The following is a 26,505-nucleotide window of genomic DNA, read 5'->3' on the forward strand; positions in this document are numbered from 1 at the left end:
CGGTTTTCAAGACCGCCGCAATCGACCACTCTGCCACCTCTCCAAAACTCCTCTTTCAAGAAGTGCTTTTCTCTTAAAGCGGTGCAAATTTACAATTCTTTTTTGATATCACAAACATTTCTGCACAAAAAAACATCCTCTATGCCTAAATTAGTATATATACAAGAAGATTGACCGATGCAATGAAGCCTACACCATTACAAGTAAACAAAATCACTGCAAACTGAATCAGAAACAATTCATATATTTCCTCTCTCTTGTAATTTTCTAAATTCCTCTTTCAAGATATCAAGCTCATGTTGCGCCTCTTCTGAAACCGGGGGAGTGGGGACAGAACGCGGAATATTTTGCTGAGAATCGAAATCTCCCACCGCAATGCCGTTACCAAAGAGGAAACTTTCTTTTTCCAAGCACAGGTTATAAACCCTGTCGTTATACATTTCCGTGTAGAGGCTGTCTATTTCCTCAAAATTCCCGTCTGCAGTTTTCACTTTGTCGGTAACGAGCAGTGCCTTGACAGGTTGTACGCCACGTTGTCTCGTTTGAACCGGATGGTCAGATGTCAAACGTATCCGCTTGCCGCTTTGGGTGACCAGCACAACTACTTTTTCTTCTATTCCAGAAATGATATTCATCACCCGGACGTCCTCTCCCGATACGGACAATACTTTATCTCCGGCACGAATCGCATTAATTCGTTTCTCCTGCCCGTCCGCCATGCGGATAAGGGTTTCCTGAGCAAAACACCTGCTGTCCTGATTATTCTGCTCCTTTCTTTTTTCCGAGTTCATTTTTCTTACTTCTTTAAGTTTAACGAAGTCTCGTTATTCAACAATTTGCATGGCACATTCTCCCAATTCGGTGGAAGCGCTTCATATATTCTATGTCATTGTTGCGCACCTTCCAATCTCCAATATCTATCTGCAAACAAGAATAAGACGTTTACAAAAGTAAGAAAAAAGCATTGCTTTGCAAATTTCAATTGCTTTTATTGTCTAAATCATCACTACGATTAAATAAGTGTTATAAGTCAAGTGCCATCTCATGAAGGGGCATTCGCGTTCCCACGAAGAGACACAATCGTTCCCATTAGGAGATACGATAGTGTCCATTAGGAGAAACTGCAGTTCCCATTAGGAGAAACTATCGTTCCCAATTAAAGGACACAACAGTTTCTAAGCATAGAAACGTCAGTTCCCTACCCATAGGACACTGCAATACACTATTTACCAATAAGATAATAATAGGATATTACATCAGAAAAGGCACTTTTCACTCCCCCCAATTATAGCCATCCACGTAATCATCGAAATAATCATCCAACTGGAGTCCGCATTCCTTGGCCAAATGAATGATAAATTGTTGGTCGGCAGGTTTTATTAGCCAAGCGCCTCTACGGGCAAGGTAGTAGTTCTTGCGTCCGAAGTGAGAAATGAGCCGCCATCTGAATGTATCGGAGACACTGACTGTCAGAGAACCCAACAGCTGCGTGAAACCTTTAGCATAACGCATCGCCTTGTTCGGACGATAATATTCGCATTTTCCCTTCATGGCTTGCAGTTTTTGAGGAGTCAGGGTGGGCAGGAACGGATATTTTACGGGAGCATGCTCCAAGGCTATGTGGCGCAGACAGGTAGAAGCCTTAGGGCAATCGGCAGATGCACATAAGCCAAAACCATAAGGCACCTGCGAGTAATCGAATGTTTCCATATCGTGTTTATTAATAATTGACGGCAAAGGTAAACAGAATAAATCGGGAAAAAGAGGAAAAGATTGAAAAGATTGGAAAGGAACAAAAGCTGGAAGTGACAGTAAGTAGTTTGCCGTCACTTTTGTCAGCACTAAGAACATAGCTAATAATCAAGCAGATACGCCACACGAGTGACGGTAAAACATTTTGTCTACACTAATAACAGTCTATCTATCAACAAGATAATATAAAAGTGACGACAACCGCCATAAAAACAAACTTTCCAGTAAGTGATGAAAGTGGCATACCTAACAATAGTTATTTTATGCTGTTCAACATAAAAAAGGCATATATATCCATACCATTACGGAAATATTTCCGTAATTTTGCAGCTCCAAAAGGATAACATTACATTTACCCACTAACAAAATGAATATTATGGAATTGAACAAAACCTTTATTGACGGGCTTTGGAGCAAAGAAATCAATGTCAGTGATTTCGTTAGTAAAAACATCGCGCCTTACACTGGAGACGCATCCTTCCTGCAAGGACCTACCGAGCGCACGAAAAAAATCTGGGAACTTTGTCTGAAAGCACTCGAAGAGGAAAGAGCCAACAACGGCGTTCGTTCTCTCGATCCTCATACCGTATCTACCATTACTTCACATCAGGCCGGTTATATAGATAAGGAGAATGAACTTATCGTTGGCTTGCAGACGGATGAGCTGTTGAAACGTGCTATCAAGCCGTTCGGTGGCATCAACGTAGTGATGAAGGCTTGCCGCGAAAACGGCGTAGAAATAGATGATAAGGTAAAAGATATCTTTACCCATTATCGCAAGACACATAATGACGGCGTATTCGATGTATATACTGAAGAGATCCGCTCATTCCGTTCATTGGGTTTCCTCACCGGACTTCCCGATAACTATGCCCGCGGACGTATCATCGGTGATTACCGTCGTCTGGCACTTTACGGCATCGACCGCCTCATCGAAGCCAAAATGGAAGATTTACATAATCTGACCGGCCCGATGACTGATGACCGCATTCGCCTGCGTGAAGAAGTGGCAGAGCAGATCAAGGCTTTGAAAGATATTAAGATAATGGGCGAATATTACGGACTCGACCTCAGTCGTCCGGCTACTTCCGCACAGGAAGCCGTACAATGGGTGTACATGGCTTATCTGGCCGCTGTAAAAGAACAAGACGGTGCAGCCATGTCTCTGGGTAACGTTTCTTCGTTCCTCGACATCTTTATTGAATATGATCTGGCACACGGTAAAATAAATGAAACATTTGCCCAGGAGCTGATCGACCAGTTCGTTATCAAACTCCGCATGGTGCGCCATCTGCGTATGCAGTCATATAACGATATCTTTGCTGGAGACCCGACTTGGGTAACAGAAGCCATTGGCGGACGTTTCAACGACGGGCGTGTGAAGGTAACGAAGACTTCCTTCCGCTTCCTGCAAACACTGTATAACCTCGGTCCTTCTCCCGAACCGAACCTGACCATACTTTGGGGACCAGAACTCCCTGAAGGCTTCAAGGAATTCTGTGCACAAGTATCCGTAGATACCAGCTCCATCCAATACGAAAACGATAATCTGATGCGCGAAGTACGTAACTGCGATGATTACGGTATCGCCTGCTGCGTATCCTATCAGGCTATCGGTAAGCAAATTCAGTTCTTCGGCGCACGTGCCAACCTGGCAAAGGCCCTGCTGCTTGCCATCAACGGTGGACGTTGCGAAAACACCGGTACCGTCATGGTAAAAGGTATTCCTGTATTGACCGGTGAAACATTGAAGTTTGAGGAAGTTATGTCGAACTATAAGAAAGTGCTGACCGAAATTGCCCGTGTCTACAATGAGGCAATGAACATCATCCACTTCATGCATGATAAATATTATTACGAAAAGGCTCAGATGGCATTTATCGATACGAATCCACGCATTAATCTGGCTTATGGTGTAGCAGGTCTTTCCATTGCCATCGACTCACTGTCGGCCATCAAGAATGCAAAGGTTACAGCCCGTCGTAACGACATCGGCTTGACGGAAGGTTTTGATATCGACGGTACATTCCCATGTTTCGGTAACAATGACGACCGTGTAGACCACCTCGGTGTAGACTTGGTATATTATTTCAGCGAAGAACTGAAAAAATTGCCCGTTTACAAGAATGCTCGTCCTACCCTTTCATTGCTGACGATTACTTCTAATGTAATGTACGGTAAAAAAACAGGTGCTACTCCTGACGGACGTGCCAAGGGTGTAGCTTTCGCCCCGGGTGCTAACCCGATGCACGGACGCGATAAGAACGGTGCCATCGCCTCGTTGAGTTCCGTAGCCAAGTTGCGTTATCGTGACTCACAGGACGGTATCAGCAATACGTTCTCTATCGTTCCGAAATCTCTCGGCCCAACACCGGAAGACCGTGTTGAAAACCTAGTAACAATGATGGACGGTTACTTTACTAAAGGTGCACACCACCTGAACGTAAATGTGCTGAATCGTGAAATGCTGGAAGATGCCATGGAGCATCCGGAGAAGTATCCGCAACTCACAATTCGTGTTTCCGGCTATGCTGTGAACTTTGTGAAGCTGAGCCGCGAGCATCAGTTAGAGGTTATCAGCCGTAGTTTCCACGAAAGAATGTAATATGATAAACGTACACTCCTACGAAAGTATGGGAACATTCGACGGGCCGGGTCTCCGGCTCGTCGTTTTCCTGCAAGGCTGTCCGTTCCGCTGTTTGTATTGTGCCAACCCGGATACGATGGAGGCAAAAGGGGGTACACCTACCCCACCGAAAGAAATTCTGCAAATGGCTATCAGCCAGAAAGCCTTTTTCGGGAAAAAGGGTGGCATCACATTCTCGGGCGGTGAACCCACATTGCAGGCCGAAGTGCTTATACCCCTGTTCAAAGATTTGAAAGCAAACGGCATTCACATCTGCCTGGATACCAATGGCGGCATCCGGAATGAAAAAGTAGAAGAACTATTGAGCCTGACGGATTTAGTGCTGCTGGACCTCAAAGAATTCAATCCCGAACGCCATAAGAAGCTGACCGGATGCAGCAATACAAAAACTTTGCATACGGCTGCTTGGCTGGAGGAACAGAACCGACCTTTCTGGCTACGCTATGTATTAGTACCGGGATATAGTGATTTCGAGGAAGACATTCGCAGTTTAGGCGAACATCTCGGCCCATATAAAAGTATACAGCGAGTAGAAATTCTTCCTTATCATCGTCTGGGCGTGCACAAGTACGAAGCTATGGGATGGGATTACCAATTGAAAGAGGTAAAAGAAAACACTCCCGAACAACTGGAACGTGCAGAAAAGCTATTCAAGGAATACTTTGAAACGGTTATAGTAAACTAAAATAAAGGAGCGATAGGGCGATAAAGTGACAGAGTGGTAAGGTGATAGAGTGGTAGGGTGATAAAGTAGCTGCGCTGTATATCACAGAGCGTTATCTCACTATCACTTTATCACCCTATCACTCTTTATTCACACTGATTAGTAAGTCAGACGGATACCTGCCTGCAACGTAAAGTTCGTCGGATTTTCCTTTCGTATAGTCTCTATCGGAGAACCATCGTCAAAGAAATAGGAAACACCTGGCTCTACATATATTCCCACTCTATTACTAATATTATATTGAGCGCCTACCGCACCCATTACCGAAAGTTGCACAGGCTTCACTGTCTCCTTTTCACTTCCTACCTTACCATAAACGCACTTCTCTATTGCACCACCGGCAGATACATACACCGTGAAACGTTTATCATTAACGAAACTCCAGTTCGCACGCACCGGAATACCGATATAGTGCAGTTTCTGATCTGTCTTTTCCGAACTGTTTTCATAAGTTATCTCAGATGACAGCATCGTATAAGTCACACCGGTTTCCACCGAGAAGTTTTTCGGCAATGCTTTCCGCACCGATACACCGAAACTGAGCGGTTGCTTATGCTTGATATCCTTAACCTGACGCAAATTTTTCCGCAAATAAGGCACACCACCTTCAAAAACAAGTTCCTGGCCATCAGGAATATTCAGAATACCGTTAGATACATCCGGCAAGTCTAACTTATCACTAAACATCGGACCGGAGCTAGGATCGGCCTGCATATCATTTCCCATTGTATTCATGGCAAGTGCTCCTGTATTTCCAACAGACATACCAATCGCCCAACCTTTATTTTTCGTAGAAGATTTCTTTTCGGTCGGCAAATGCAGTTTGTCTCTGCTGGAAGGACGGTATACCTCGCGCTCCTTTCCTTTAGAAGTTGAAGAAGAGTTTGATGGAACGACATCGTCTCCATCCGCCTTTTCTGTGAGCACTTCAATGTCCTTTTCCTGTATCTGTGCACCCATTTCCGATATATTCTTTTCTGTTTCCAAATGTTGTGCCACAAGAGCTTGACGAGAGCTTTCCTGCTCAATCACCCTTCTGATAACAAACTCCGGTTCTTCTCCCTGCACATCCGGCTCTGCAGGTGCAGGCAGCGCATCAGGTATAGCTGCTAAAGCCGGTTCGGCCGCACGACGCACATCGTCCACTACCGGACTTTGCAGCAACCAAAGACTGACGGACGACACAGCCACCAGCGCAACCGCCGCAGCCGTCATCGCCCAACGGCGGAACAGAATCTTTTTCTTTGTCCCGACAACAGACATGGGTGCAGAAGTCGGCAACGCCTTCTCCAATCGCTCCCAGCCGGCATCAGGTAGCGGCTCGGAGTAATCATCCAACCGTTCCTTTATCTTTTTCAACCACAATTCATCATCTTTCATCATACGTCCTTTCCTTTAAGCATTGTTTTTCATCCACTCCCGCACTTTAGTAGCCAAAGTAGCTTTGGCACGCGTCAGCTGCGAAGCTGATGATTTCTCATTAATTCCCAGCATCTGGGCAATTTCCCTATGAGATTTATCTTCAAATATATACAAGTTGAATACGGTGCGATAACCAACAGGCAATTCACTGATAAACTGCATCAGCACCTTCTGAGGAATAGTATCCACTGTCGAAGCATCAGGTTCTTCGTACGTTTCGGGTACGTTATCCAATCCTTCCGACTGGTTTATTACATCATTCTTGCGCAAGTATTGCAGCGCCGTATTCACCATAACACGCTCCATCCACGCCCGCAAGGAACCATCACCCCGCCAAGTGAATTTATCAAAAGAATCGAAAAGTTTCAGGAAACCGTCGTGCATCAGGTCTTCTGCCGTTTCACGGTCACCCGCATAACGGAGGCACACGCTGAGCATTCGCCCAGCATAGCGCTCGTACAGTTCTTTCCTGGCAAGGTTATCCCCTTGCCTGCATCGTCCTGCCAGTTCCTGTTCTTCCATTCTTTCCTTTGACACGCGTTTACCTTATAAATGCAGCAAAGATAGAAATACTGCACGTAGCGAACAAGAAATTAATTCTTTTGTTTCTTTAACAGTCAGACGTGCAGTATTTCCCCTCATCACGCATTTCTAAAATACATGGGAAAAATAAGATTAACTCCAAAAACATGCAATTGATGAAAAAGCTGAGATTTTATTCGGTAATACTTCTGCTTACGTTTTTAGCAGTATCGATGTTACAGTCTTGTCTGAGTGATGCTGATGACACTTCTAATGGTACTCTTTTTACAATTGGTACCATAAAGGTTATTGAAGATAAGGAATACTATTTTAATCTGGATGACGGTGAAAAGATGTATCCCAGCGATACAACATATATACATAACTATACTGTGAATGACGACCAACGCGTCTTCATTCATTTTCTTCCATTGGAAGAAAGTATTCCGGGATATAAGTATAACGTAAAACTGATCCAAATAGAAGACATTCTGACAAAGGATATCATTCCGCTGACTGAGGAGACTGCCGACAGTATTGGTAATGACCGTATTAATGTCGTCGAGTTGTGGATTACAGGAAATTATCTAAACATAGAACATCAATTCTTCCACAACAATAATAGCAGTAAAAAACACATGTTGAATCTGGTCATCAATCAAACAGAGCAAGCATCTGCCTCGGAAGATGATTATCTCACATTGGAGTTCCGCCACAATGCTTATGATGATGAACCACGCACACTGGGTTGGGGAGTTGTGTCATTCAGATTGAAAGAGATAGCTAATCAACTGGCAGGAAAGAAGGGATTAAAAATTATCGTGAATACGATTTACGACGGAAAACAAACTTATACGGTGGACTTGAAAAAATAGCAGATCAAGTTAAACGAAAAGATATCGACCTAAACTATGACCTATTGAAGACGGAGAGGGTGCATTCCTAAAATGGAAGCACCCTCTTTTACATTCATCAAAACTTTAATCTAAAAGTTTATTTATCATTGCCAATAACTTTCCATACGATAGCACTAAGTACAGCTCCTACAAACGGAGCTACAATGAACAGCCATAACTGAGAAAGAGCTGCACCACCCTCGAATAAAGCAGGACCAATACTTCTTGCAGGATTTACCGAAGTTCCTGTAATCGGAATACATACAATGTGAACCAATACCAAGGACAAACCGATAGCCAGCCCTGCAAAGTTACCCGCACCTTTCTTTGAATCAGTAGTTCCCAGCACTACCAATACAAAAATAAAAGTGAATACCATCTCTGCAATAAAAGCTTGTAACATTTCTCCATCACCGAACCCATTGGAACCGGTTGCAGTAGGTCCGTCATGCCCACCAGTAGATACCAAAGCAAAAAGAATTGCAGAACCGAGAATAGCGCCAATCACTTGGAATATCATATACAGAGCGGCATCTTTGCCACCCATCCTACCCGACATGAATACGCCTAAAGTTATAGCAGGATTAATGTGACACCCGGAAATACCGCCTATGGTATAAGCCATAGCTACAACAGACAAACCAAAAGCAAACGCTACACCAAGTGTTCCTACACCAGCGCTCACTGCTCCCGCTGCGCTTCCGGCAAATACTGCACTACCACAGCCCATCAATACCAGAACCATCGTTCCTACCATTTCAGCAATGTACTTTTTCATAAGAATTAATCATTTATAAAATTAAACAATATTAATTATCAAGAACAAAGTAACAAAAAGCAATCACAAAAAACAAGCTATTGGAGATATAAACAAATAAAAAACTGTATTTATAACCGTACCAGGATGCGGAACACTTTACCCGGATTAGCTGCCCACTCCGTCATTGCTTCCAATGCATTTTCGGGCACTGCCACTTTCGTGATTAATTCTTCTACCGGACAAGTCCCCGCCTTCATATAGTTAATTACCGCACGGAAGTCAGCCGGCAATGCATTTCTGGAGCCTCGTATATCCAATTCTTTCTGAACAAAATATTTCGTTTGGAAAGCGACTTCACTCTTCGCATAACCAATGCAGACTACACGGCCGCAGAAAGCAACTTCATCTACAGCCATTACGTAAGTCACAGGACTACCGACAGCCTCAATCACAACATCAGCCCCAAAGCCTTTCGTAATCTCCTGTATCCGTCTATGTACATCTTCTGTTTTAGAGTTAACCGTATGAGAGGCTCCCATTCTCCGAGCCAACTCCAACTTCTCATCATCCAGATCCACAGCAATAACAACGGCACCTCTGAGAGCAGCACGTACAATAGCACCTATACCAATCATACCACACCCGATAACCATCACATATTCATTGTCAATCACCTGACCGCGTGAGACAGCATGAAATCCCACACTCATCGGCTCAATCAGAGCACAATCACGGGGAGAGATATCACCTGCCGGAATTATTTTAGTCCAAGGCAATACAGCATACTCACACATCACACCATTCCGCTGCACTCCCAATGTTTCATTATGTTCACAGGCATTGACACGACCATTACGGCACGAAGCACACTTACCACAATTAGTATATGGATTCAGAGTCACATTCATCCCTTTTTCGAAACCTGCCGGAACATCCGGACCTATTTCTTCAATTACCGCGCCCACTTCATGTCCCGGCACTACAGGTAATTTCACCATCGGGTTACGTCCCAGGAAGGTGTTCAAATCGGAACCACAAAAACCTACATATTTAATTCTCACCAACACCTCACCGGCACCAACCACCGGTTTTTCAAGTTCAACCACCTTCATTTCAGAGGGATTGACTATTTGAACTGCTTTCATTTTATATATTTGAAATTAATTGTTTAATCAATAACCTTATAACCTTTCCAGCCATAGTAGGCACAGAAAATAAAGCAAATCATCGGCACACAATAAGCTGCATAATAGATATGCTCATTGGCATGCATGAAATAAGCCGTCAGTTGAGGGAGACATGCATTGCCGACAATAGCCATCACGAGAAAAGCCGAACCACTTTTTGTCTGGTCGCCCAATCCCTTCAAAGCCAGAGAGAACTGTGTGGGATACATAATAGACATGAAGAAAGAGATAGCCAGCATAGCATATAATCCTACCATACCTCCCCAAACCATTACCACTCCGCACAAAAGAATATTCATTAAAGAATAAACCAATAACATATCCTGCGGACGGAACCTCACCATCAATCCTGTACCAATCCAGCGTCCTACAAGGAAAGCAAGCATATAAAGTCCGAAAAAAGTTGTTGCGGTTTCTTCCGGAAGTCCTGCATAAGAACAGCAATAGACAAGAAACAAACTGTTGATCGCTGTCTGTCCGCCATTATAAAAGAACTGCGCAATTACCCCCCAACGCAAGTGTGAATGTTTCAGCACACCAAAATCAATCAGCTTTTCTTTCTTTGCACCTGAAGAAGGAGTTTTACTTTCATCCCCTATCTGTGGCAATTTAGAAAATACGAATACCACAGCTATGATAATCAGCAATAAAGCCAGCATCAGATAAGGAAACTTCATGGCATCCGTCTCTACCTGTATATAAGCCTGCCAGCCACCCGGATAATCAACAGGCAATGTATCACGCGTATAATGCGTGCCGCTCAGAATCAGTTTACTCAGAAACATAGCAGAAATAAAGGCTCCGAGTCCGTTGAAAGATTGCGCCAGGTTCAGCCGTCGCGGTGCTGTTTCGGGCGCACCCAAAACGGTAACATACGGATTGGCAGCAGTCTCCAGGAAACACATACCGGTAGCAATGATAAAGAATATGCAGAGGTAGGCCCAATAGGCTTTCAGCATGGCAGCCGGGAAAAAGAGCAAGCCACCCAATGCCGCCAACAATAAACCGAAAATAATGCCTGCTTTGTAGCTATAACGCTTCATTAACATAGCTATCGGGATCGGAAAAATGAAGTAAGCAAGCCAATAAGCAGTTTCTGTAAATGACGCCTCAAAGGTGTTTAATTCACAAGTTTTCATCAACTGCCGTATCATTGTAGGAAGCAGATTACTGCTAATTGCCCAAAGAAAAAAAAGGCAGAAAACCAGGGCCAAAGGTATCGTATAAGTATTTTTTTTCATGGTATTATTATCTTCTTATTCAGACATGTTTTTGATATATGGCAATATGGGAAGATCTGTAAATCCATAGAACTTCCGGGCATTCCCTCCGAGGAATAACCTTTTCTCATCTTCCTGCAAATCGGGTGATTTCACTATAAAATCATACGACATCTTGTAAGTGATTGCGGTAATGGTACGCGGGTAATCCGATCCCCACATCAGCTTTTCCATCCCGACCAGTTCGGCAGCTTCCCGTATAGCTTTTACTGCTCCCCTAAAGGGATAGAATTCATCATTGAAAAGCCAGGTGATTCCTCCGGATTCAATCATCACATTGGGATGAAGGGCTAACCGTATCTGTTCTTTCCAATCCGGACGCGTCACCATTCCGAAATGCCCGATAGCAATTCTCAGCCGGGGACATTCCTGAATGACCTCCTGCATTTCGGGAATTTGCGTTGCTCCGTCCGCCAAGTCAATAGAAAGCATCACATCCCGTTCTTCCATATAATGGAACATCTGCATCATTTCTTCACTATTCAGCATCACCCGCCCTTCTCTAAGCAACAGGCGTTGAGCCGGAATCTTAATAGCTTTAAAGCCTCTTGCTATCAGTTCTTTTGCCTGTACCAGAAACCCGGGTTTACGAAACTCACACATTCCGCAAACAAAGAAACGGCCGGGATAACGGGAAACAACCTCTGCCAGATATTCATTCTGAATACCGTCTATAAATTCTTGCGTAATGACAGCAGCAGATACTTGTGCATAATCCATGTTCGACAGGAAAACTTCTGCACTGTTCACCCCGTCCACCATAAAGGGAGGAACCATCTGACGGATTTCTCCCATAAACAACGAGCGTCCGTTATCCAACGTACGAATGGGTAGATCATCTACCACTGTATCTTGCCGTAACCATAAATGGGCATGCGCATCAATTATTGTATAGTCCATATAGACAGCTATTTTTTAAGAGTTAGCCCAACTTACACGTTGCTGTTCTCCAATAATTTCCCGTACTTCATGTACCAATTCCCAGTCAATCGGTTCTTCTATAAAGGATACGTTCTTCTTTACATTCAGCGGATTAGCTGTACTGAACAAAGTGGTCGCAATTCGTGGATTACTTACAGAAAATTGCATAGCCAGTTTTTCTATAGGATAGTTCTTTGCCTTACAGTGTTCCATTGCTTTACGGCAAGCCTCCACCAGTGATTCAGGAGCCGGATGCCATTCAGGAACGCCACGCTCGCTCAATAATCCCATTGAAAGTGGAGAAGCGTTGATCACTCCTACTCCTTTCGACTCAAAATAATCAAGAAAATCAATCAGTTTATCATCGCACAAACAATAATGGCAGAAATTAAGAACCGATTCTACCGTACCACTCGGCGAGTGATCAATCACCCACTTCAGGTTTTCAAGTTGTAAGTCGGTGATCCCCACATGCCCAACAATACCCTTCTCGCGTAATCCGACTAATGCCGGTAATGTTTCATTTACAATCTGATTCAGATCGGCAAACTCAATATCATGTACATTTATCAAATCGATAAAGTCAATGTTCAGACGCTCCATACTCTCATACACACTCTCTACTGCGCGTTTTGCAGAATAATCCCAGGTATTGACCCCATCTTTTCCATAACGTCCCACTTTAGTAGAGAGATAGTATCGGTCACGCGGAACATCTTTTAAAGCCTTTCCTAAAACAGTTTCAGCTTTATAGTGCCCATAATAGGGAGAAACATCTATAAAATTCATGCCTGTTTCGATGGCAGTAAACACAGACTCAATTCCTTCTTTCTCTTTAATATCATGGAAAACTCCTCCCAAAGAAGAAGCCCCAAAGCTGAGAGATGACACTTTCATCCCTGTCTTTCCGATTTCATGGTATTGCATATCAATTAAATTTAAAAGTTTTTAGATACGGCAAAAATAGGGCAAGAATAATTTCAAGACAGCATGCAAGGTACAAAAACAACACGTAATGGTTTACGTAAAAAAAACATCCTTTCATACCATCTTTTATCAGAGAATATGCTTTCTTTGTAAGTGAATCTAATAGCAGACTTTAAAATGGAATACCAGAAACATACCTCACTTAAAGATCTCGCCAAAGCATTGGGCGTATCCATTCCCACTGTATCCAGGGCACTAAAAGACAGTCCGGAAATCAGCAGTGAACTTCGTACTAAAGTCAAAAAACTGGCCAAAGAGATGAATTACCGTCCCAATCCTTTTGCCATGAGTCTGCGAAAAAACACTCCGCGTATCATCGGAGTCGTTGTGCCGGATATCGTTACCCATTTCTTCGCATCCATCCTGAACGGAATAGAAAACATGGCAGTAGCCAACGGATATTTTGTTATTATTACCACTTCACATGAAGCATACGAATACGAGAAAAGGAATATCGAAAATCTGGTAAATATGCGGGTTGAGGGCATTATCGCCTGCCTGTCTCAGGAAACAAGAGACTATTCACATCTTGCCGCCTTGAAAGAGATTAATATGCCACTCATCCTGTTCGACCGTGTTTGCCTTACCGATCAGTTTTCGTCGGTAGTAGCAGATGGTGTACAATCCGCACAAATGGCCACCCAACATTTATTGGATACCGGCAGCAAGCGGGTAGCTTTTATCGGAGGAGCCAATCATTTGGATATCGTAACCAAACGAAAGCATGGCTACCTGGAAGCTCTGCGCGATAATCATATTCCTATCGAAAAAGAACTGGTAATCTGCCGGAAGATAGATTATGAGGAAGGCAAAATAGCTACGGAAACTTTATTATCTCTCCCCCAACCTCCTGATGCCATCCTTGCCATGAATGATACTTTAGCTTTTGCCGCCATAGAGGTTATTAAAGAACATAGACTTCGTATCCCCGAAGATATAGCCATCATCGGATATACCGATGAACAACATGCCAACTATGTAGAACCGAAATTATCAGCTGTATCACATCAGACTTATAAAATGGGAGAAACGGCTTGTCGCCTATTAATAGATCAAATCAAAGGGGATAAAACTGTCAGACAAATAACTATTCCGACAAATTTGCAGATAAGGGAAAGTAGTAGAAAGAAATAAAAAATAATTTCCCAACCTGCGGAGAGACGGGGATTCGAACCCCGGATACCCTTTAGGGGTATACACGCTTTCCAGGCGTGCCTCTTCAACCACTCGAGCACCTCTCCTTGTTCGGGGCGCGAAGATAGAGGAAGTTTTCGGAATAACAAAATTTCAAACCAACTTTATTTAGTAACGTTTAAAAAACAACTTGGTACATCAATGATAATTTGTCTCCTATTTTATGATCAGCTATTACTAAATTATTTTTCTCCTATTGGGAAAAAACATTTCTCCTATCGGAAAAATAAAACACCCATTTATACCAAGTTGTTTTTTAAGCGTTACTAAATAAAGTTGATACAATTTAATCTTCCACGACTTCACCATCGATGTTGCCTCCGGCTACGATAGGTACACCGTCAACATCATCTATTGTAATGGTATAGCATGTATTATGCTCAATTTTGCTGAATTCCATCTCGCTCAAGGGCTTTTTATAAATGGCATCGGCCGTCTTGTCACCGCTCTTTTGCGTGCCTTCCAGCAGGAGATACATGCCCTCGGTACTGCCGGTGCTATAGAGATAAAACAGTTGCGGATATAGCTTATAGCCCGCTTCCTCATTATTGCTCGCTTCCACTGTTCCTTCCAAATTGATGGGAGTTCCGGATGCGGCAGTGGATGCTATGACATAAGAAGAACTATTGGCACCTACCAAGGTGACCTTTTCGGGAGTGAATCCGCTTTCATCGTTCACCCTCAGGTCTATGCGGGCAGCTGCACGTTCAAGCACGGCTGATACCTGGGCTACATTATCAGTCCATCCTTCAGCGGTGATTTCCACTTCTTTAAACATCAGCAACGGACATTTCAGATTACCGGTAGCGTTGACGGCAAGCAAGGCTTTGAAGTCATCCTTTGTGGTATTTTCGGAAACTTCTGTCAAAGAAGTAGCTTGTTCGGCATTGGCTATGATGTATAGAGTCTTTCCGCCTGTTGTGGGCACATTTTTCAGGATGATTTTCTTTCCTTCATCTACATTTTCGGGTGTCCATTCTTCTGTCAATAGATTGGTATAAGCTTTCTCAAGGGTTCCTTCGGCACCAAAAAGATAGACAGACAAGTCGTTTACGGCGCATTCTTCCGGAAAGGCTGTAGCATAAGCAGAAGTTCCTGCTGTAGCAGAAATTTCCACTTCGATTGAATTTGCATCGGGAGAAACAACAGCACCTCCGGTTTCTTCGCCTTCTTCCCAATCTGTGACTTCCAGAGTAGCAACAATGGCACCATCTACTTCGTTCAATGTCACATTGTATTGAACGTTGCGGCGGAGGGGGTCATGCTTGCCGATAAAATCTGCTGTTTTCAGTGTAGGCACAGCGTGCTCTATACCGTCGATGGTTCCCTTCACGTCCAATGCGAGATTGCATTTGGCATTGGGACACTCGTATACATAGAATACAGAGTTGTAAGTATCATTCTCAGGATTTTCGGCAAAAGAGTTCACTGTCATTTCTTGCGTTTCCGATGCCTTCCAATAGCCCATGCTTTCGTCGGTATAGAAATGCGATGCAGACATGGCTCCTGACAACCGGGCTTCGGTCAACTTGAAGTCTGTCACTTCATTCACAATGTTGATGCGTGCCACCAGGCGGCGCATCTGGAAGTACATGGATGGATTCTGGGTAACGTTGGTCACCTTTGCCGTCTGTACCCCGCGCATTTGAAGGCAGCCTTCCTTAGCATTGTCATAAACGGTAGTTCGGCTCTTGAAGTCTTCGTAATCTTTCAATCCTTTCAAGTTATTCTTTTCGTTGGCAATGGCTTCTACGATGTAGCTTCCTTTGCCGGGGAAAGTGATGGTACCTCCTTCAATTTGGGTTTCCTGAGTGCTTACATACGCTTCTGTATCTTCATTGAATACGTAGAGTGTCACTTGACCCAAGAAAAGGTCGTTTACGGCACGAGTGTTTGTTCCTATATCAAAAGTCACCGCAACGCGGATTTCCTCACTGTTGCCCGTCTCGATGTTCTCCTTATCGGAACAACCGGAGAAGCCGAGAGCTAAAAGGGCGGAGAGGAAGAATATTTGTTTCTTCATAATGATTGCTTGTTTTTAATGATTACTTTACTATTACCTCGTATTACTTCTGTTGTAGATCGGGGTTGTCGGTCACACAACGGATAGCACAACAGTCCTGAGCATTTATAGGAAGGATTCCCAATACGGACTGACGATTTGAGAAAGGATATTGACCATTGGGGCTATTATTCGTTGTTTTTTGAGCATTCTTCACACGCGTATTATCTTGGAAAGTGAACGCCTCTTTCGCATCCGACATCCAGTAATAACCTTCATTATTGACGCTATAGTCTTTTATATAGTCATATGTTACAGTATAATAATAATTATTACTCTTTAATACATCTTCATGAGTTTCAGTACCGGGCATAGGGCGGGCAACAGGGAAATCGTCTACCTGAGGGCCATTCTGCACCTTATTAATATGATAGAAACCATGAATGAAACCATTTGCACCGAAATAACGAGTTACGACCTCATCACTAGCCCAGTCAACCCTTGATAACTCTTCTTTTGTAAAGTTGCCGGAAACTACAATGGCATCGATACGCAAGTAAGTCTTACTTGATATTGTTTCTGCCGACCAGCGAATTGCATAGCTACAATCACCATTAGTCCGAAGTTCGACATGATTATTGAGCACTGAAGCGAGAGAACTGCTACCACTGAACGGATCGACAGGTTTGATTTCAAGAAAATCAGCTTTGGTAGGCATACGCCAGTTGTCAGGACAAACGCTATTAGCGAATCCGCATTTTTCTGCACGTCCCTGCCAGGTTGAGCCACCATCACCAAAGGAGCTTGCCCAGTAGTCAGTACCGTTAGCATCCATAAAATACTTAGAAGGATTGTTCTTTATTTGCTCTATAGATGTATACCTTTGCGATTGATGATCATCACCATTATATAAACCTGTTCCTGTTTTATATGACTTATTATAAGTACCATAGCCATAAGTAACATTAAATGAATCGTAAGTACCCAATGCATCCTTATAATCCTTCCAACCGGTATTGCGCCCCCACTGATAGAGACTACCTTGTTCTGTGTACCCCGAAGCGAAATTACTTGTTTTACTATTCTTGTTGTAAACAAGATCTGTTTTCGCCCACTTTAGCAGCGGATTCTTACTATGATCCACCACTTCTTCCTTTCCTGCTTGCGTAAACGTAATTTGCACAAATTTATCCGTATCGTCTTTTTCTAACTTATTTACGGCTTTTATTGTTACGCTTTTGGCAGCATCCGTTTCATTAGCGGGAACAGTCAGTGTCCAGTAAGACTTTTCCCATAGGTATTCCGTTCTGGTGGAAGCAGGTTCCGCAATCGTCCAGCCATTAGGCAATTCGCCCCATGAAGTCACAGCTTCGATGTTGGCACTCCCTACATAGATTTTATAAATCTTGGCATCGTCAGCTGCCAATTCCACAGTTGCAGTCTTACTATCATCCGTAGGATATACAGCAGTGACAGTCGACTCAGCTGAGAGTTGTCTGTTAATTTCTTCTGTAGCTGTCATCTTCAATTCTTCACCTGCCAACAAATTTCCCGATGCCTCACCTGTGCTCCAGTCGCTAACGGTGATGGTTGCTTCTGCAGAATAGAATCCATCAATACGGGCAATCTGCACAGTATAGCGGTGGTTGCGCTCGATGGGAATGCCATCTGCATAGGTTTCATTCGTGAAAGGCACAGCGAAAGTAACCTCTTTCGTCACTTCACCTGCCTGCACGCTACCGCTGACTTCCACTTCCGTCACCACGCCTCCGGGCGTTTCATAAGGGTAAAGGAGCGAAGTGTAGGCGGTATTCCCATCTGCATCAGTGCTACCTTCGCCTACCGTTCCGGTAAGTTCCACAACGTCTTCACCGGTATACGGTGCATCGTTAGGGAAAAGATAGGAATTGGCACGACTTTTCATCTTAATATCTTTGACGGTGAATGTCAGCCCTGCTTGTGGCGCAACCACAAGGTCAATGCGGGCAGACACACGCTTCAGTTGCACGGTTTTCTGTATTGTAACATTGTTTGCCCCCTCGATCCACTCCGCCAGTTCGGCCTCCGCCGTCATGGTCAAGGGAGTAGCGGGATTTTCCTTCATCTCATTCATCAGCAGAGCTTTGAAGTCAGTTTCAGAAATACCGGTGCCTACATTGCCAAGTGCGGTTATACTTCCACCGTTGGCCACAAAATACACCTTCTTGGGACCACGCTTCGCAATGCCGGTCAAGGCTACGGTATGAGCAGGATCGTTCTCATTCCAAGTCAGATTGTTATAAATTTTCTCCAATTGATAACCGCTCTCTTCATTATTATCGAAGAGATAAGCACTGAGGCTTTCTACGTTAGATTCTCTGTCGGAAGCTATCTGCGTGCGCGTAGTTACACCGACGTCGGTGGTTTGTAAATTGACGGACAATGTGTTTCCGTCCGTTCGGAGTCCCGTCAAGACATCCGTTTCGTTGGAGCAAGCCGTTGCCAGGCAGACGGCCAATGCTCCAATCAGCATTCTGGAAATCTGTTTTTTTCTCATCATGTCGATTAGTTGTTTAAATAGTTGAATTTGTTACTCCCAAGGGACTACCTCAAAACTGGAACTGTACCCCTCTTCTACATTCACTGTGATTACTTCCACTGCTGGCGGAACATAGCTTTCAGATTCTTCTTTTTCCATAAATAAACTGAATTTGTAAGCCTTCCCAGTTCCTTTCGGGCTTGTGATTTGTTTAAACAACGAAGCGTGGAACTGCTGTGCCGTCTTCAGACTAAGAATGAACCGGAGTTCTTTCTTCATACAGTAAACGGTCAGCAGACCCACGCTTCTCAGCATGAGAATCAGCAGTGCCATTTCTATATGTGTTCGTTTTGAAAATTTCCTAGGTTTTCTTTAAACAAGAATAGAGCACAACGCTTCGATAAATATGGTTTTTAATCTTATTTTTTCTATTTTCCTCCTTTTTTATTTCGGTCTTCTTGCAGTTCCGGGGTGAGACCAACACTTTTTTGTTGACGTATAGATACAAAGAAGCGTGGAACTGCGTGTCATTTAACTATAAAGAAGGCCCTAGGAAGCCCGAACACAGCTTAAACGAACAGCAGACCCACGCCTTATAGACGTGAGAAATCCACTGTGCCATCATTTCGCTGTATTCATTTAGAAAATTTCCTAGGTTTTCTTTATAATACCGAAGACACAACGCTTCTATCAATTATATTAGTTGCAAACGCTATCGCAGTTTATTGTGAGACAAAATTACGAAATTATTTTGAATTATATCAGAGCCTGTTTAAATTTTGCATAAAAAGTTTTTTATTCAGCTTCTTTTGAGCTTCTTTTCGAATGGGTACGGACGACAAAGACAAATCGGATTCATAAAAAGCAGAATAATGAGACCAAGACCGTAGTTGGGTAGTATCTAAACCGTACCAGCTCCGTACCAAATCCAGTTAAAAGTACCTCTATCCGAAGAAACTACGGAGCAAATAGGGATTTGGTCCCTTTTGGGTAAGGCTCTGGTAAACACCTTTCATAGCAGATTATAATAAATAAAAACATCAACCTGTTTGTTTCCTGTAATTTAGGAAACTCATGTTTGTGCAAAAGTACAAATCATTCATTTATCAAAATAGCCCTGTATTAAATTTACAAATTCACTTTTTTGCAGTAAATTTGCAAAAAAGCAGATTCGATTACCCCTACTGACTACTATCCATTCTACATCCAGACATACGTGGAACGTGATGTACGCTTGATGCGGAATATTGGAGACTTAAGTAAATTCATTCGTTTTTTGAAACTGTGTGCAGGACGTATTGGACAACTCCTCAATGTTTCGTCGTTGGCCAATGAATGTGGAGTATCCGTAACCACAGCAACCTCATGGATTTCTATTTTGGAGGCAAGTTACATCCGCTATTTATTAAAACCTGATTATAACAACTATGCCAAGCGGTTGGTAAAAGCCCCAAAGCTCTATTTCTATGATACAGGATTAGCATGTTCACTGCTTGACATAAGAAACACAGACCAAACAGCTACTCATTTCCTTTGTGGAGGTTTATTTGAGAACCTTGTTATTAATGAATTTATCAAAAAAGCGTATAACAAAGGAGAAGAGCCCAATCTTTCATTTTGGAGAGATAGTATAGGCAATGAGGTTGACTTATTACGCACAGTAGAAGGCAACCAATATGCATACAAAATTAAATCAGGAGCCACATACTCTTCTGACTTTTTCAAAGGTATCTCTAAATGGGCAAAGCTATCGGGTGCAACGCCTGAACAATGTTTTGCCATTTACAATGGTGATAAAAATATGAGAACTTCGCAAGGGGAAGTTATTGCTTGAAAAATATATAATTGCCTATGAAACTAATCCAGTAAATTATTTTAATATTTGCTATGGCATTTTTTCAAGTTCTTCCTTGCATATTAATTACTGAAGATTAGAGTGATATATACTTTTTTTTATATTTTTGCAAGAAAAGATATTGGGAAGTAAATAAGAGTGAACCTGTACCAGATTTTTTATTCTCTGCTAAAGGACAAATGTATGGCTATCTATACCAATTGCCATTTCTTTTTATCGTATTACCCATAATATGCTTTACCCAGCTTCACGTCCTGTACTTTTGTTCATATACCTTGTTTTTTTATGTCCGTAACGATGGATTTATAACTTCCCACTGCAAAGGAACGATTAACAATTAGTTTATAAACGGACATCTAAGAGACAACGAGCAACAAATCAGTAACTTAACATTAAAATCGTTACTATTTTATTTCGCTCAATTTTCAGTAACGATTTAGCAACACTACTTTGTCCAAACGGGGTATTTTCTTGTCTTTTGCTTGTCTGCCGACAAAATAAAAAAGTCCCGTAAAACCTTGATTTTACGGGACTTGTCTTAGTTTTTCCACCATTTGTCTTTAGTGTTCAGCGGAGAGACAGGGAACGATTAACTTTCATCTCCCCTACTCATTATCAGCATCTTACCAAAAGACTCTACTCCTATGACACCGAATAATTCACCGCGTATATGCTGCAACTTTCTTCCTGTTACACTCTTACTTTTGCAAAAGTAGTAAAAAAGGGGCATAAATACAAATCAAACGCTTGATTTAACGAACATAACTTCTATAATTTTCTTCCAATAACAATTGCAATTTTGAAAGAGGATAAAGAAACTTACCACCTATGGCAGTATAAGCTATCCCCTTTTCATCACGCAACTTTTGCAAGGTTCTGCTCGATATATGCAACATGGCACATACTTGTTCACCAGTCATATAGACCTCATTGGCTACAGGAACAGGCAAATCCTGAATTGCAAAAATCTCCTTGGAGCATTTTTTGAGCATCTCCATCATCCTGATATACTCTTCTGACTGTTTTGTAATTACCCCATCCATATCCTATTTGCCTTTTTGAGTTAATATCCTAGCCAGATCACTTTCCTTGTACACATATTTTCCACCTATGAAAGAACACGGAATAATGCCATACTCCCTATAACTTTGCAAACTCCGCTTGGAGATATTCAGCACCAGACAGACTTCTTGGGCATCCATTCATTTTTCCTTTTCAACAGATCCAAATTTCTTTTTAACGGCTTCAATCTGTGTGGACAAATCTTCAACCTGCTGTTTTAACCGCAAATACGCATTTTTTTCAATTACAACTAATTCCATAACAAATCTGATTTATAATTTTACTATTTGTGAAGCAAAGTAAAGCACATTTCCATATCCGGAAAAGCCTCCGGAATCAAAGTCACCCATTGACGCACATTGTCCCCCAAAACATACCCAAAAGTATTATCATCCAATTTCTTTTCTCCATATTTACTCAAACCAAAAGCTTTCAGAAGCCCAATATAGAAGTGAAAGGCGCACCACTTACATCCGCCAGCAATACGCCTTCCACCCCTGCTTGTCTTCCGTTGTCCTCTACATCTTTATACCTTTACTGTTCCGTAAAACTTCTCTTTCCTTAGTCTCCACTTTCTGTCGTGTATTGGGGAAATACTCACGCAACAGCTTTCCGGCCAGTTTTCTCGCCTTCTCCTGCATTTCGTCATAAATGTTCCATCTGTTCCGGCCCAGCAGCTTGTTTTCAATCCTTTCAAATTTCTCATGAAAACTGAAATTATCCGGATACTCGTCTATCAGCCCGTCCATTGGATAACCCTTGTCCATAATATACAGCAATGTCATCCGGTCATAATTGTCCATGCTCCGGAGCAGGCCAAGCCCCTTTCTCATTATCCGTCAGCCGGGCATAATTCTTCCATGTGGGTGAAAGATCATACTCCTCTTTGTGCGTAACACTTTTCAAAGCCGATTTATCCAGATAGGCATCCGCCGGAATCTTTTCCAATGGCAGCAGGCTGTCATAACTATCATAACAGCGGTTTATTTTTCCTGCCATCAGCGAAGGCCATCCCCGAATTTCATATACCGTCAGCGACATGCCTTTAAAATCCGGTTCAAAGAAACGTTTCTCAATATTCGCCTCCATAAAGGCCCCGTATTGGTGGTTTCCCTCATAATTCCGGCTGAAAAGCAATACTCCCTTGTCCGTCTCAACACCCGTATAGAACTTATTCCCGTGCTTCAAATCATCCAGCATATCCGCCACCGCTACGGGTGACGACTTTATTTCCGTCCATATCTTCGGCGTGAGCAGGCGGGTATAAGTCTCATCCTTCGAAAACGGGTCTATTTCATTTCACAGGCAATACACCACTTCCGACAAGCGCTGGTATCTCTGCAATATGATTCCATGCTCGTCCATTGCCTTTTCCAGCCTTTTCAAGTAATCCTCATTGTCCCCTTCCTGCAATGGCGGCACGAGGCCCATATCGGGCACATTATAATACATCAGGCCCATAGCCGGCATTTCCCCGCTTTTCAATGCTTTCTCCACATCTTCCTGCATGAACTCCTGGTAACCCTCTTCTCCCGTACCCTTCATGCTGATATGCACGGGATTGAAAAATTTGTCCACAGTTATATATACGCTGCCGCCTTTTGTCGTTCCGTTCTGTTTATTCTCCATATATCAAAGAATTAAATGTTTATACTCTGTCCTTTCTTTTTAAATGGCATACTCGTCTTCACTTCCGTCTCCGGGAACCGTACATTATCCGGCCGTGTAACCAGCAGCGAGACAATCCGCTGCTGCTCCTTTGAGAGTGGCGCACGCATCAGTTGCAGGTTTCTCAGCCGGTTAAAGTTCCTCAGTGTGGGGGCCATATCGCACCGCTTCGTACAAATCCCGTATCGGAGTATATCCGGCGAAGTAGTCTTGCAGTCTCCGATTTCCGCCCGAAATTCCGCATCCAACGGTGCCACCTCATGGAATCTCAATTCCTCCGGCTTTCGTTTCCCGTCGAAAAAGTGTCCGGTCAAACCGTTCAGAAACTCTTCCAATGCCTTGTCCCCTTTGTCCGTTTTTCCCAGCAGCAACACCTTCTGTCCGTATTCCACTGCTGTGCAAGTAGGAAAAACGGCCAGTCCGTTCCTTATCACATCCCCGTCCATTCCGAAACGGTGCCCCAACCGCTTGTAGTCATCATTTTCCAATAAGGCCGTATGTTCCGCCGATGATGACAGTTGCACGATGCCCCTTTCCTCACAGAATGCCGCATCCCTCAATCTTACCACCCCCGAAGGATGAATCCTTTCCCGTTCCAATACCGGCATGAGTCGTTCCAGATAATCCGCATTATCCGTTCCGAGTATGGGGGGAATCAGACTTTTGTCTCTGAAATCGAAACGGAACATTCAGTAGTCGGGTACAAGTTCCCTGCTTGCGGTATGAAACCGTACGTTATTGCTGATATATCGGGAGAATCCTTCTTCTCCCTGTCCCCGCATACTTAAATAAACGGGGCGGTAAAAAGCATCCAGCGTCATATACAGGCTGCCGCTTTCCCCCGCTTGCATTTTCTTTTCTTCCATAAATCCTATATGATTAGTTGTTTCTTTTCCTTTTTATCGGGAGTAATGGAAGCAACATGCTTCGCTTGCCGCTGACTGTTATTCAGTGTCAGTGTCGGAATCTCTCGTATATGGTCTGCCCCGGAAGATTTACCCCTCTTTTGTTCTTGGGAATGTTGACAAGAGGTGGGGTGTATTCTTTCCGTTTTTTCCACCCGGTTGATACTTCCGCTCAACTTGAATTCTCCATCCGTTATATGAAACTCCGATTGCAAAATATCTCTTGCCATTGCTTTCGCTTCCATCTGCAAGGCTGCATAACCGAAATCATGTGATGACATCGGTGCCGATTGCCGTGCCTTGATGCTGTCACCCAGTTTTTCTGCCAAGTCCCTGAACTCATATTCGTAACTGAACGGATGAAAATAGTCCGCCACTACATGACCGGCATACCCGTTTTCCGAAATATAAAGCAGAGAGGCAACATCATAATTGCGTGGAGAAATGCCCAGATTGAAATCTTTGGTTAACCGGTCAAAGTTGTTGTAATCCGGTCTTAAGTCGTATTTATCCGTACAGACAGCACCTTCCAGCATTTCTTTTCCTGCCTGTTTCTCAGAAGTGAAGCTGAACTCCGATTTACGCAGTTGCGTATCGGCACTGCGCAAATCGCTTTTCGCCAGTTTGTCGATGCAGTTGTCCACCAGTTCCGCCACTTGTCGGGAAGGTGTCTCCATCTCATACATTTTCAATGTTTCCGTCCCTTTGGTCATATTGAAAAATCCGTCTGCCAGATGTTGCAGATAGCTGTTACGTGCTTTCATTCCTTTTTCGTTGTCCGAGAAGAACAGTACGCCCTCATCCGTCGCCACGGCATACACCCGCCCCTTTTCACCGGCCAGTCTTTCATTGTTCCAGCCTTTAGCCTCGTTATGCCGGATAAACTCTTTATATTGCTTGTCTTTTTGCAGTGCTGTGGATGATGCCCGGCGGCTGAACAGTTTCAACCCCGTTTTTAGCGTATAGGCCGCATCCCTCAAAGGAATCTGCCTTCCCGTCACTGCCTTATGTCTATGGATAGTCGGAACCAGAGTATGAAAATACCAGTTCGCCAGTTCTCCCCGTCGGGAAGGTATCTTCCCTTTATCTGCGAAATCCGCTTTTAGAATCGTTCAGCCGGGTAGGTAGCCCCGTTTGTCGAAGTTCCTCACCGCCTTCCCGATATAATCCTCATACGCTTTCAGTGTGGCATCACCCGTGCGTACATCCACCGGAGTATTCTTTTCGTCCAGTGTGATGAACACGCTGCCCGGTTCGGCCGCCTTGCCCGTAAGACGAACCAGCCAGCGCTTTGTCCAGTCATTCAATAGTCCCATAGCTTGATTTGTTTACTGAAGTTTTTGACTGCAAAGAAAACATTCCGGTCGTCAATCCACAACAAGACATGCTTGCAAGTCGCCCGTTGGCGGCTGTTGGCGGACAATCCTTACGCCAGCCGCTCGTCCAGCATCCTGATATAGCTTTTACGCAGGGAGTCGATGAAGGGCGTGGAATCCGTACAGCGGTCAAACACCTTGCCGCGTTTGGTATACAAGGCGTTTATCTTGATATTGAAGGCGTCCTCGAATACCCTGATGACATCCACAATGGTCAGTTTCTTTCCCTCCGCACAGTCCACCGATCCGGCTGCCATCAATGCGGCCACGAGTTCTATCAGGTCGCTGTCCGTACCGTTCCAGCGCAATGCGGATTTACGCTTGCAGCCCTGCGGGCGGATCTCCATTCCCATACCGGCATCATCTGTATAGTGACGCAAACACTCTTTCAGCATTTCTATCTCCGCATCCAGCAGGGAAAGAACCTTGTCGATGAACACGTCATAGAGCACGTGTCGTTTCTCCTTCAATACATCACTAGTCTGCCTCATGAAGGAAAGTTCTATTCTTGTGTAATTCAAGCGTCTTAATTGTCCTACCGTGTCCCCGTCCTGCGGCAAATTGGTAAGCAGCCCTACAAAATCATCATAGGCGGCAGGCAAATTTCCCGGCATAAGCTCCGAACCTTCCACGTAAGAGGTGAACATTCCGAACAGCGGTGTATTTGTCAATGTTCTCATGGTATTGATATTTAAAAATTAAAACTGTTTCTGTTTTATTGTCCGTTATCATAACCATAAGGGCAAGAGATGTGCCATACCGGAATGTGTGAAGCAATCTTTTGAAAACGTGAATGTTATAATATCAGTGTATGATTGTGTGTCCAT

Annotated in this window: 24 protein-coding genes, 1 tRNA gene and 2 pseudogenes; 5 read left to right on the forward strand and 22 right to left on the reverse strand. The window is 43.5% G+C overall.

Annotated features, from left to right (window positions below):
• Positions 1-239: 239 nt before the first annotated feature.
• Together DW182_RS08420 and DW182_RS08425 are read right to left on the reverse strand one after the other, a co-directional pair.
• Complete coding sequence (locus tag DW182_RS08420; RefSeq protein ID WP_118295274.1) at positions 240-791, reverse strand: Hint domain-containing protein; 552 nt, start codon at positions 789-791, stop codon at positions 240-242.
• A gap of 481 nt (positions 792-1,272) precedes the next feature.
• Positions 1,273-1,710: a DUF6078 family protein gene (locus DW182_RS08425; RefSeq protein WP_118295275.1), complete on the reverse strand. Its 438-nt coding sequence runs from the start codon at positions 1,708-1,710 to the stop codon at positions 1,273-1,275.
• A 418-nt stretch (positions 1,711-2,128) separates the two neighbouring features.
• Between DW182_RS08425 and pflB the strand changes: the two genes are divergently transcribed.
• Both pflB and pflA read left to right on the forward strand, forming a co-directional pair.
• Positions 2,129-4,357 carry a formate C-acetyltransferase gene (gene pflB, locus DW182_RS08430; protein ID WP_115503009.1) on the forward strand — a complete coding sequence of 743 codons (2,229 nt, stop codon included), beginning with the start codon at positions 2,129-2,131 and terminating at the stop codon, positions 4,355-4,357.
• A gap of 1 nt (position 4,358) precedes the next feature.
• Entirely contained in the window at positions 4,359-5,084 is a 726-nt protein-coding gene (gene pflA, locus DW182_RS08435; RefSeq protein ID WP_044533337.1) for a pyruvate formate-lyase-activating protein, read from the forward strand.
• A 138-nt stretch (positions 5,085-5,222) separates the two neighbouring features.
• Here the strand turns inward: pflA and DW182_RS08440 are convergent, their stop codons facing one another.
• Both DW182_RS08440 and DW182_RS08445 read right to left on the reverse strand, forming a co-directional pair.
• The gene (locus tag DW182_RS08440; RefSeq protein WP_044533336.1) at positions 5,223-6,506 is read right to left on the reverse strand and encodes a porin family protein; all 1,284 of its coding nucleotides are present in this window, start codon (positions 6,504-6,506) and stop codon (positions 5,223-5,225) included.
• A 12-nt stretch (positions 6,507-6,518) separates the two neighbouring features.
• Positions 6,519-7,067, reverse strand: coding sequence for an RNA polymerase sigma factor (locus tag DW182_RS08445; RefSeq protein WP_007665348.1), 549 nt, complete (start codon positions 7,065-7,067; stop codon positions 6,519-6,521).
• Between the two features lie 176 nt (positions 7,068-7,243).
• Here DW182_RS08445 and DW182_RS08450 point away from each other — a divergent pair, with 176 nt between their 5' ends.
• The gene (locus DW182_RS08450) at positions 7,244-7,942 is read left to right on the forward strand and encodes a NigD-like protein (protein ID WP_115503010.1); all 699 of its coding nucleotides are present in this window, start codon (positions 7,244-7,246) and stop codon (positions 7,940-7,942) included.
• A 118-nt stretch (positions 7,943-8,060) separates the two neighbouring features.
• On the opposite strand, the gene DW182_RS08455 is transcribed toward DW182_RS08450, so the two are convergent.
• The 5 genes from DW182_RS08455 to DW182_RS08475 form a co-directional block, all read right to left on the reverse strand.
• On the reverse strand, positions 8,061-8,741 hold the full coding sequence (locus DW182_RS08455; protein WP_115502912.1) for an MIP family channel protein: 681 nt from the start codon (positions 8,739-8,741) through the stop codon (positions 8,061-8,063).
• A gap of 110 nt (positions 8,742-8,851) precedes the next feature.
• Positions 8,852-9,868: a zinc-binding alcohol dehydrogenase family protein gene (locus DW182_RS08460; RefSeq protein ID WP_115502913.1), complete on the reverse strand. Its 1,017-nt coding sequence runs from the start codon at positions 9,866-9,868 to the stop codon at positions 8,852-8,854.
• 23 nt (positions 9,869-9,891) lie between these two features.
• Entirely contained in the window at positions 9,892-11,151 is a 1,260-nt protein-coding gene (gene fucP / locus DW182_RS08465) for an L-fucose:H+ symporter permease (RefSeq protein WP_118295276.1), read from the reverse strand.
• Between the two features lie 15 nt (positions 11,152-11,166).
• Entirely contained in the window at positions 11,167-12,090 is a 924-nt protein-coding gene (locus DW182_RS08470) for an amidohydrolase (RefSeq protein WP_044533334.1), read from the reverse strand.
• A gap of 15 nt (positions 12,091-12,105) precedes the next feature.
• Positions 12,106-13,038, reverse strand: coding sequence for an aldo/keto reductase (locus tag DW182_RS08475; RefSeq protein WP_044533333.1), 933 nt, complete (start codon positions 13,036-13,038; stop codon positions 12,106-12,108).
• A gap of 177 nt (positions 13,039-13,215) precedes the next feature.
• Here DW182_RS08475 and DW182_RS08480 point away from each other — a divergent pair, with 177 nt between their 5' ends.
• Positions 13,216-14,232, forward strand: a complete 1,017-nt coding sequence (locus DW182_RS08480) for a LacI family DNA-binding transcriptional regulator (protein ID WP_118295277.1) — start codon at positions 13,216-13,218, stop codon at positions 14,230-14,232.
• A 19-nt stretch (positions 14,233-14,251) separates the two neighbouring features.
• Here the strand turns inward: DW182_RS08480 and DW182_RS08485 are convergent.
• The 4 genes from DW182_RS08485 to DW182_RS08500 form a co-directional block, all read right to left on the reverse strand.
• Positions 14,252-14,339: transfer RNA gene (locus tag DW182_RS08485), tRNA-Ser, on the reverse strand.
• Positions 14,340-14,578: 239 nt separating this feature from the next.
• Complete coding sequence (locus DW182_RS08490) at positions 14,579-16,315, reverse strand: fimbrial protein (protein WP_118295278.1); 1,737 nt, start codon at positions 16,313-16,315, stop codon at positions 14,579-14,581.
• Between the two features lie 43 nt (positions 16,316-16,358).
• Positions 16,359-18,833: a fimbrial protein gene (locus DW182_RS08495; protein ID WP_118295279.1), complete on the reverse strand. Its 2,475-nt coding sequence runs from the start codon at positions 18,831-18,833 to the stop codon at positions 16,359-16,361.
• Positions 18,834-18,863: 30 nt separating this feature from the next.
• Positions 18,864-19,145, reverse strand: coding sequence for a hypothetical protein (locus DW182_RS08500; protein ID WP_118295280.1), 282 nt, complete (start codon positions 19,143-19,145; stop codon positions 18,864-18,866).
• Positions 19,146-19,983: 838 nt separating this feature from the next.
• On the opposite strand from DW182_RS08500, the pseudogene DW182_RS08505 reads away from it, so the two are divergent.
• Positions 19,984-20,646, forward strand: a pseudogene (locus DW182_RS08505) (ATP-binding protein); the annotation flags it as partial.
• Positions 20,647-21,419: 773 nt separating this feature from the next.
• Here the strand turns inward: DW182_RS08505 and DW182_RS08510 are convergent.
• The 9 genes and pseudogenes from DW182_RS08510 to DW182_RS08545 all read right to left on the reverse strand — a co-directional run bounded on the left by DW182_RS08510 (position 21,420) and on the right by DW182_RS08545 (position 26,358).
• On the reverse strand, positions 21,420-21,710 hold the full coding sequence (locus DW182_RS08510) for a helix-turn-helix domain-containing protein (protein ID WP_032845411.1): 291 nt from the start codon (positions 21,708-21,710) through the stop codon (positions 21,420-21,422).
• A 3-nt stretch (positions 21,711-21,713) separates the two neighbouring features.
• The gene (locus DW182_RS08515; protein WP_005831584.1) at positions 21,714-21,869 is read right to left on the reverse strand and encodes a helix-turn-helix domain-containing protein; all 156 of its coding nucleotides are present in this window, start codon (positions 21,867-21,869) and stop codon (positions 21,714-21,716) included.
• Between the two features lie 378 nt (positions 21,870-22,247).
• Positions 22,248-22,971 (reverse strand): annotated as a pseudogene (locus tag DW182_RS08520) (DUF6047 family protein).
• Positions 22,972-23,028: 57 nt separating this feature from the next.
• Positions 23,029-23,358 carry a hypothetical protein gene (locus tag DW182_RS08525; RefSeq protein WP_032845409.1) on the reverse strand — a complete coding sequence of 110 codons (330 nt, stop codon included), beginning with the start codon at positions 23,356-23,358 and terminating at the stop codon, positions 23,029-23,031.
• Positions 23,359-23,369: 11 nt separating this feature from the next.
• Positions 23,370-24,086: a DUF6047 family protein gene (locus DW182_RS08530; RefSeq protein ID WP_005831594.1), complete on the reverse strand. Its 717-nt coding sequence runs from the start codon at positions 24,084-24,086 to the stop codon at positions 23,370-23,372.
• The gene (locus DW182_RS22280) at positions 24,087-24,263 is read right to left on the reverse strand and encodes a hypothetical protein (protein ID WP_182422601.1); all 177 of its coding nucleotides are present in this window, start codon (positions 24,261-24,263) and stop codon (positions 24,087-24,089) included. It abuts the gene before it with no gap.
• A 5-nt stretch (positions 24,264-24,268) separates the two neighbouring features.
• Positions 24,269-25,303, reverse strand: a complete 1,035-nt coding sequence (locus DW182_RS08535; protein ID WP_032854320.1) for a DUF6047 family protein — start codon at positions 25,301-25,303, stop codon at positions 24,269-24,271.
• Positions 25,304-25,414: 111 nt separating this feature from the next.
• Positions 25,415-25,618, reverse strand: coding sequence for a hypothetical protein (locus DW182_RS08540; RefSeq protein ID WP_032845407.1), 204 nt, complete (start codon positions 25,616-25,618; stop codon positions 25,415-25,417).
• Positions 25,619-25,728: 110 nt separating this feature from the next.
• Complete coding sequence (locus DW182_RS08545; protein WP_011965502.1) at positions 25,729-26,358, reverse strand: RteC domain-containing protein; 630 nt, start codon at positions 26,356-26,358, stop codon at positions 25,729-25,731.
• Between the last annotated feature and the right edge of the window lie 147 nt (positions 26,359-26,505).

This window comes from Bacteroides sp. AM16-24, assembly GCF_003471885.1.
Taxonomy (GTDB): domain Bacteria; phylum Bacteroidota; class Bacteroidia; order Bacteroidales; family Bacteroidaceae; genus Bacteroides.

Coding starts and splice junctions, on each gene's coding strand:
- DW182_RS08420 (WP_118295274.1), bottom strand. CDS start 791: ATGAACTCGGAAAAAAGAAAGGAGCAGAATAATCAGGACAGCAGGTGT.
- DW182_RS08425 (WP_118295275.1), bottom strand. CDS start 1,710: ATGGAAACATTCGATTACTCGCAGGTGCCTTATGGTTTTGGCTTATGT.
- pflB (WP_115503009.1), top strand. CDS start 2,129: ATGGAATTGAACAAAACCTTTATTGACGGGCTTTGGAGCAAAGAAATC.
- pflA (WP_044533337.1), top strand. CDS start 4,359: ATGATAAACGTACACTCCTACGAAAGTATGGGAACATTCGACGGGCCG.
- DW182_RS08440 (WP_044533336.1), bottom strand. CDS start 6,506: ATGATGAAAGATGATGAATTGTGGTTGAAAAAGATAAAGGAACGGTTG.
- DW182_RS08445 (WP_007665348.1), bottom strand. CDS start 7,067: ATGGAAGAACAGGAACTGGCAGGACGATGCAGGCAAGGGGATAACCTT.
- DW182_RS08450 (WP_115503010.1), top strand. CDS start 7,244: ATGAAAAAGCTGAGATTTTATTCGGTAATACTTCTGCTTACGTTTTTA.
- DW182_RS08455 (WP_115502912.1), bottom strand. CDS start 8,741: ATGAAAAAGTACATTGCTGAAATGGTAGGAACGATGGTTCTGGTATTG.
- DW182_RS08460 (WP_115502913.1), bottom strand. CDS start 9,868: ATGAAAGCAGTTCAAATAGTCAATCCCTCTGAAATGAAGGTGGTTGAA.
- fucP (WP_118295276.1), bottom strand. CDS start 11,151: ATGAAAAAAAATACTTATACGATACCTTTGGCCCTGGTTTTCTGCCTT.
- DW182_RS08470 (WP_044533334.1), bottom strand. CDS start 12,090: ATGGACTATACAATAATTGATGCGCATGCCCATTTATGGTTACGGCAA.
- DW182_RS08475 (WP_044533333.1), bottom strand. CDS start 13,038: ATGCAATACCATGAAATCGGAAAGACAGGGATGAAAGTGTCATCTCTC.
- DW182_RS08480 (WP_118295277.1), top strand. CDS start 13,216: ATGGAATACCAGAAACATACCTCACTTAAAGATCTCGCCAAAGCATTG.
- DW182_RS08490 (WP_118295278.1), bottom strand. CDS start 16,315: ATGAAGAAACAAATATTCTTCCTCTCCGCCCTTTTAGCTCTCGGCTTC.
- DW182_RS08495 (WP_118295279.1), bottom strand. CDS start 18,833: ATGATGAGAAAAAAACAGATTTCCAGAATGCTGATTGGAGCATTGGCC.
- DW182_RS08500 (WP_118295280.1), bottom strand. CDS start 19,145: ATGGCACTGCTGATTCTCATGCTGAGAAGCGTGGGTCTGCTGACCGTT.
- DW182_RS08510 (WP_032845411.1), bottom strand. CDS start 21,710: ATGGATGGGGTAATTACAAAACAGTCAGAAGAGTATATCAGGATGATG.
- DW182_RS08515 (WP_005831584.1), bottom strand. CDS start 21,869: ATGGATGCCCAAGAAGTCTGTCTGGTGCTGAATATCTCCAAGCGGAGT.
- DW182_RS08525 (WP_032845409.1), bottom strand. CDS start 23,358: ATGGAGAATAAACAGAACGGAACGACAAAAGGCGGCAGCGTATATATA.
- DW182_RS08530 (WP_005831594.1), bottom strand. CDS start 24,086: ATGTTCCGTTTCGATTTCAGAGACAAAAGTCTGATTCCCCCCATACTC.
- DW182_RS22280 (WP_182422601.1), bottom strand. CDS start 24,263: ATGGAAGAAAAGAAAATGCAAGCGGGGGAAAGCGGCAGCCTGTATATG.
- DW182_RS08540 (WP_032845407.1), bottom strand. CDS start 25,618: ATGGGACTATTGAATGACTGGACAAAGCGCTGGCTGGTTCGTCTTACG.
- DW182_RS08545 (WP_011965502.1), bottom strand. CDS start 26,358: ATGAGAACATTGACAAATACACCGCTGTTCGGAATGTTCACCTCTTAC.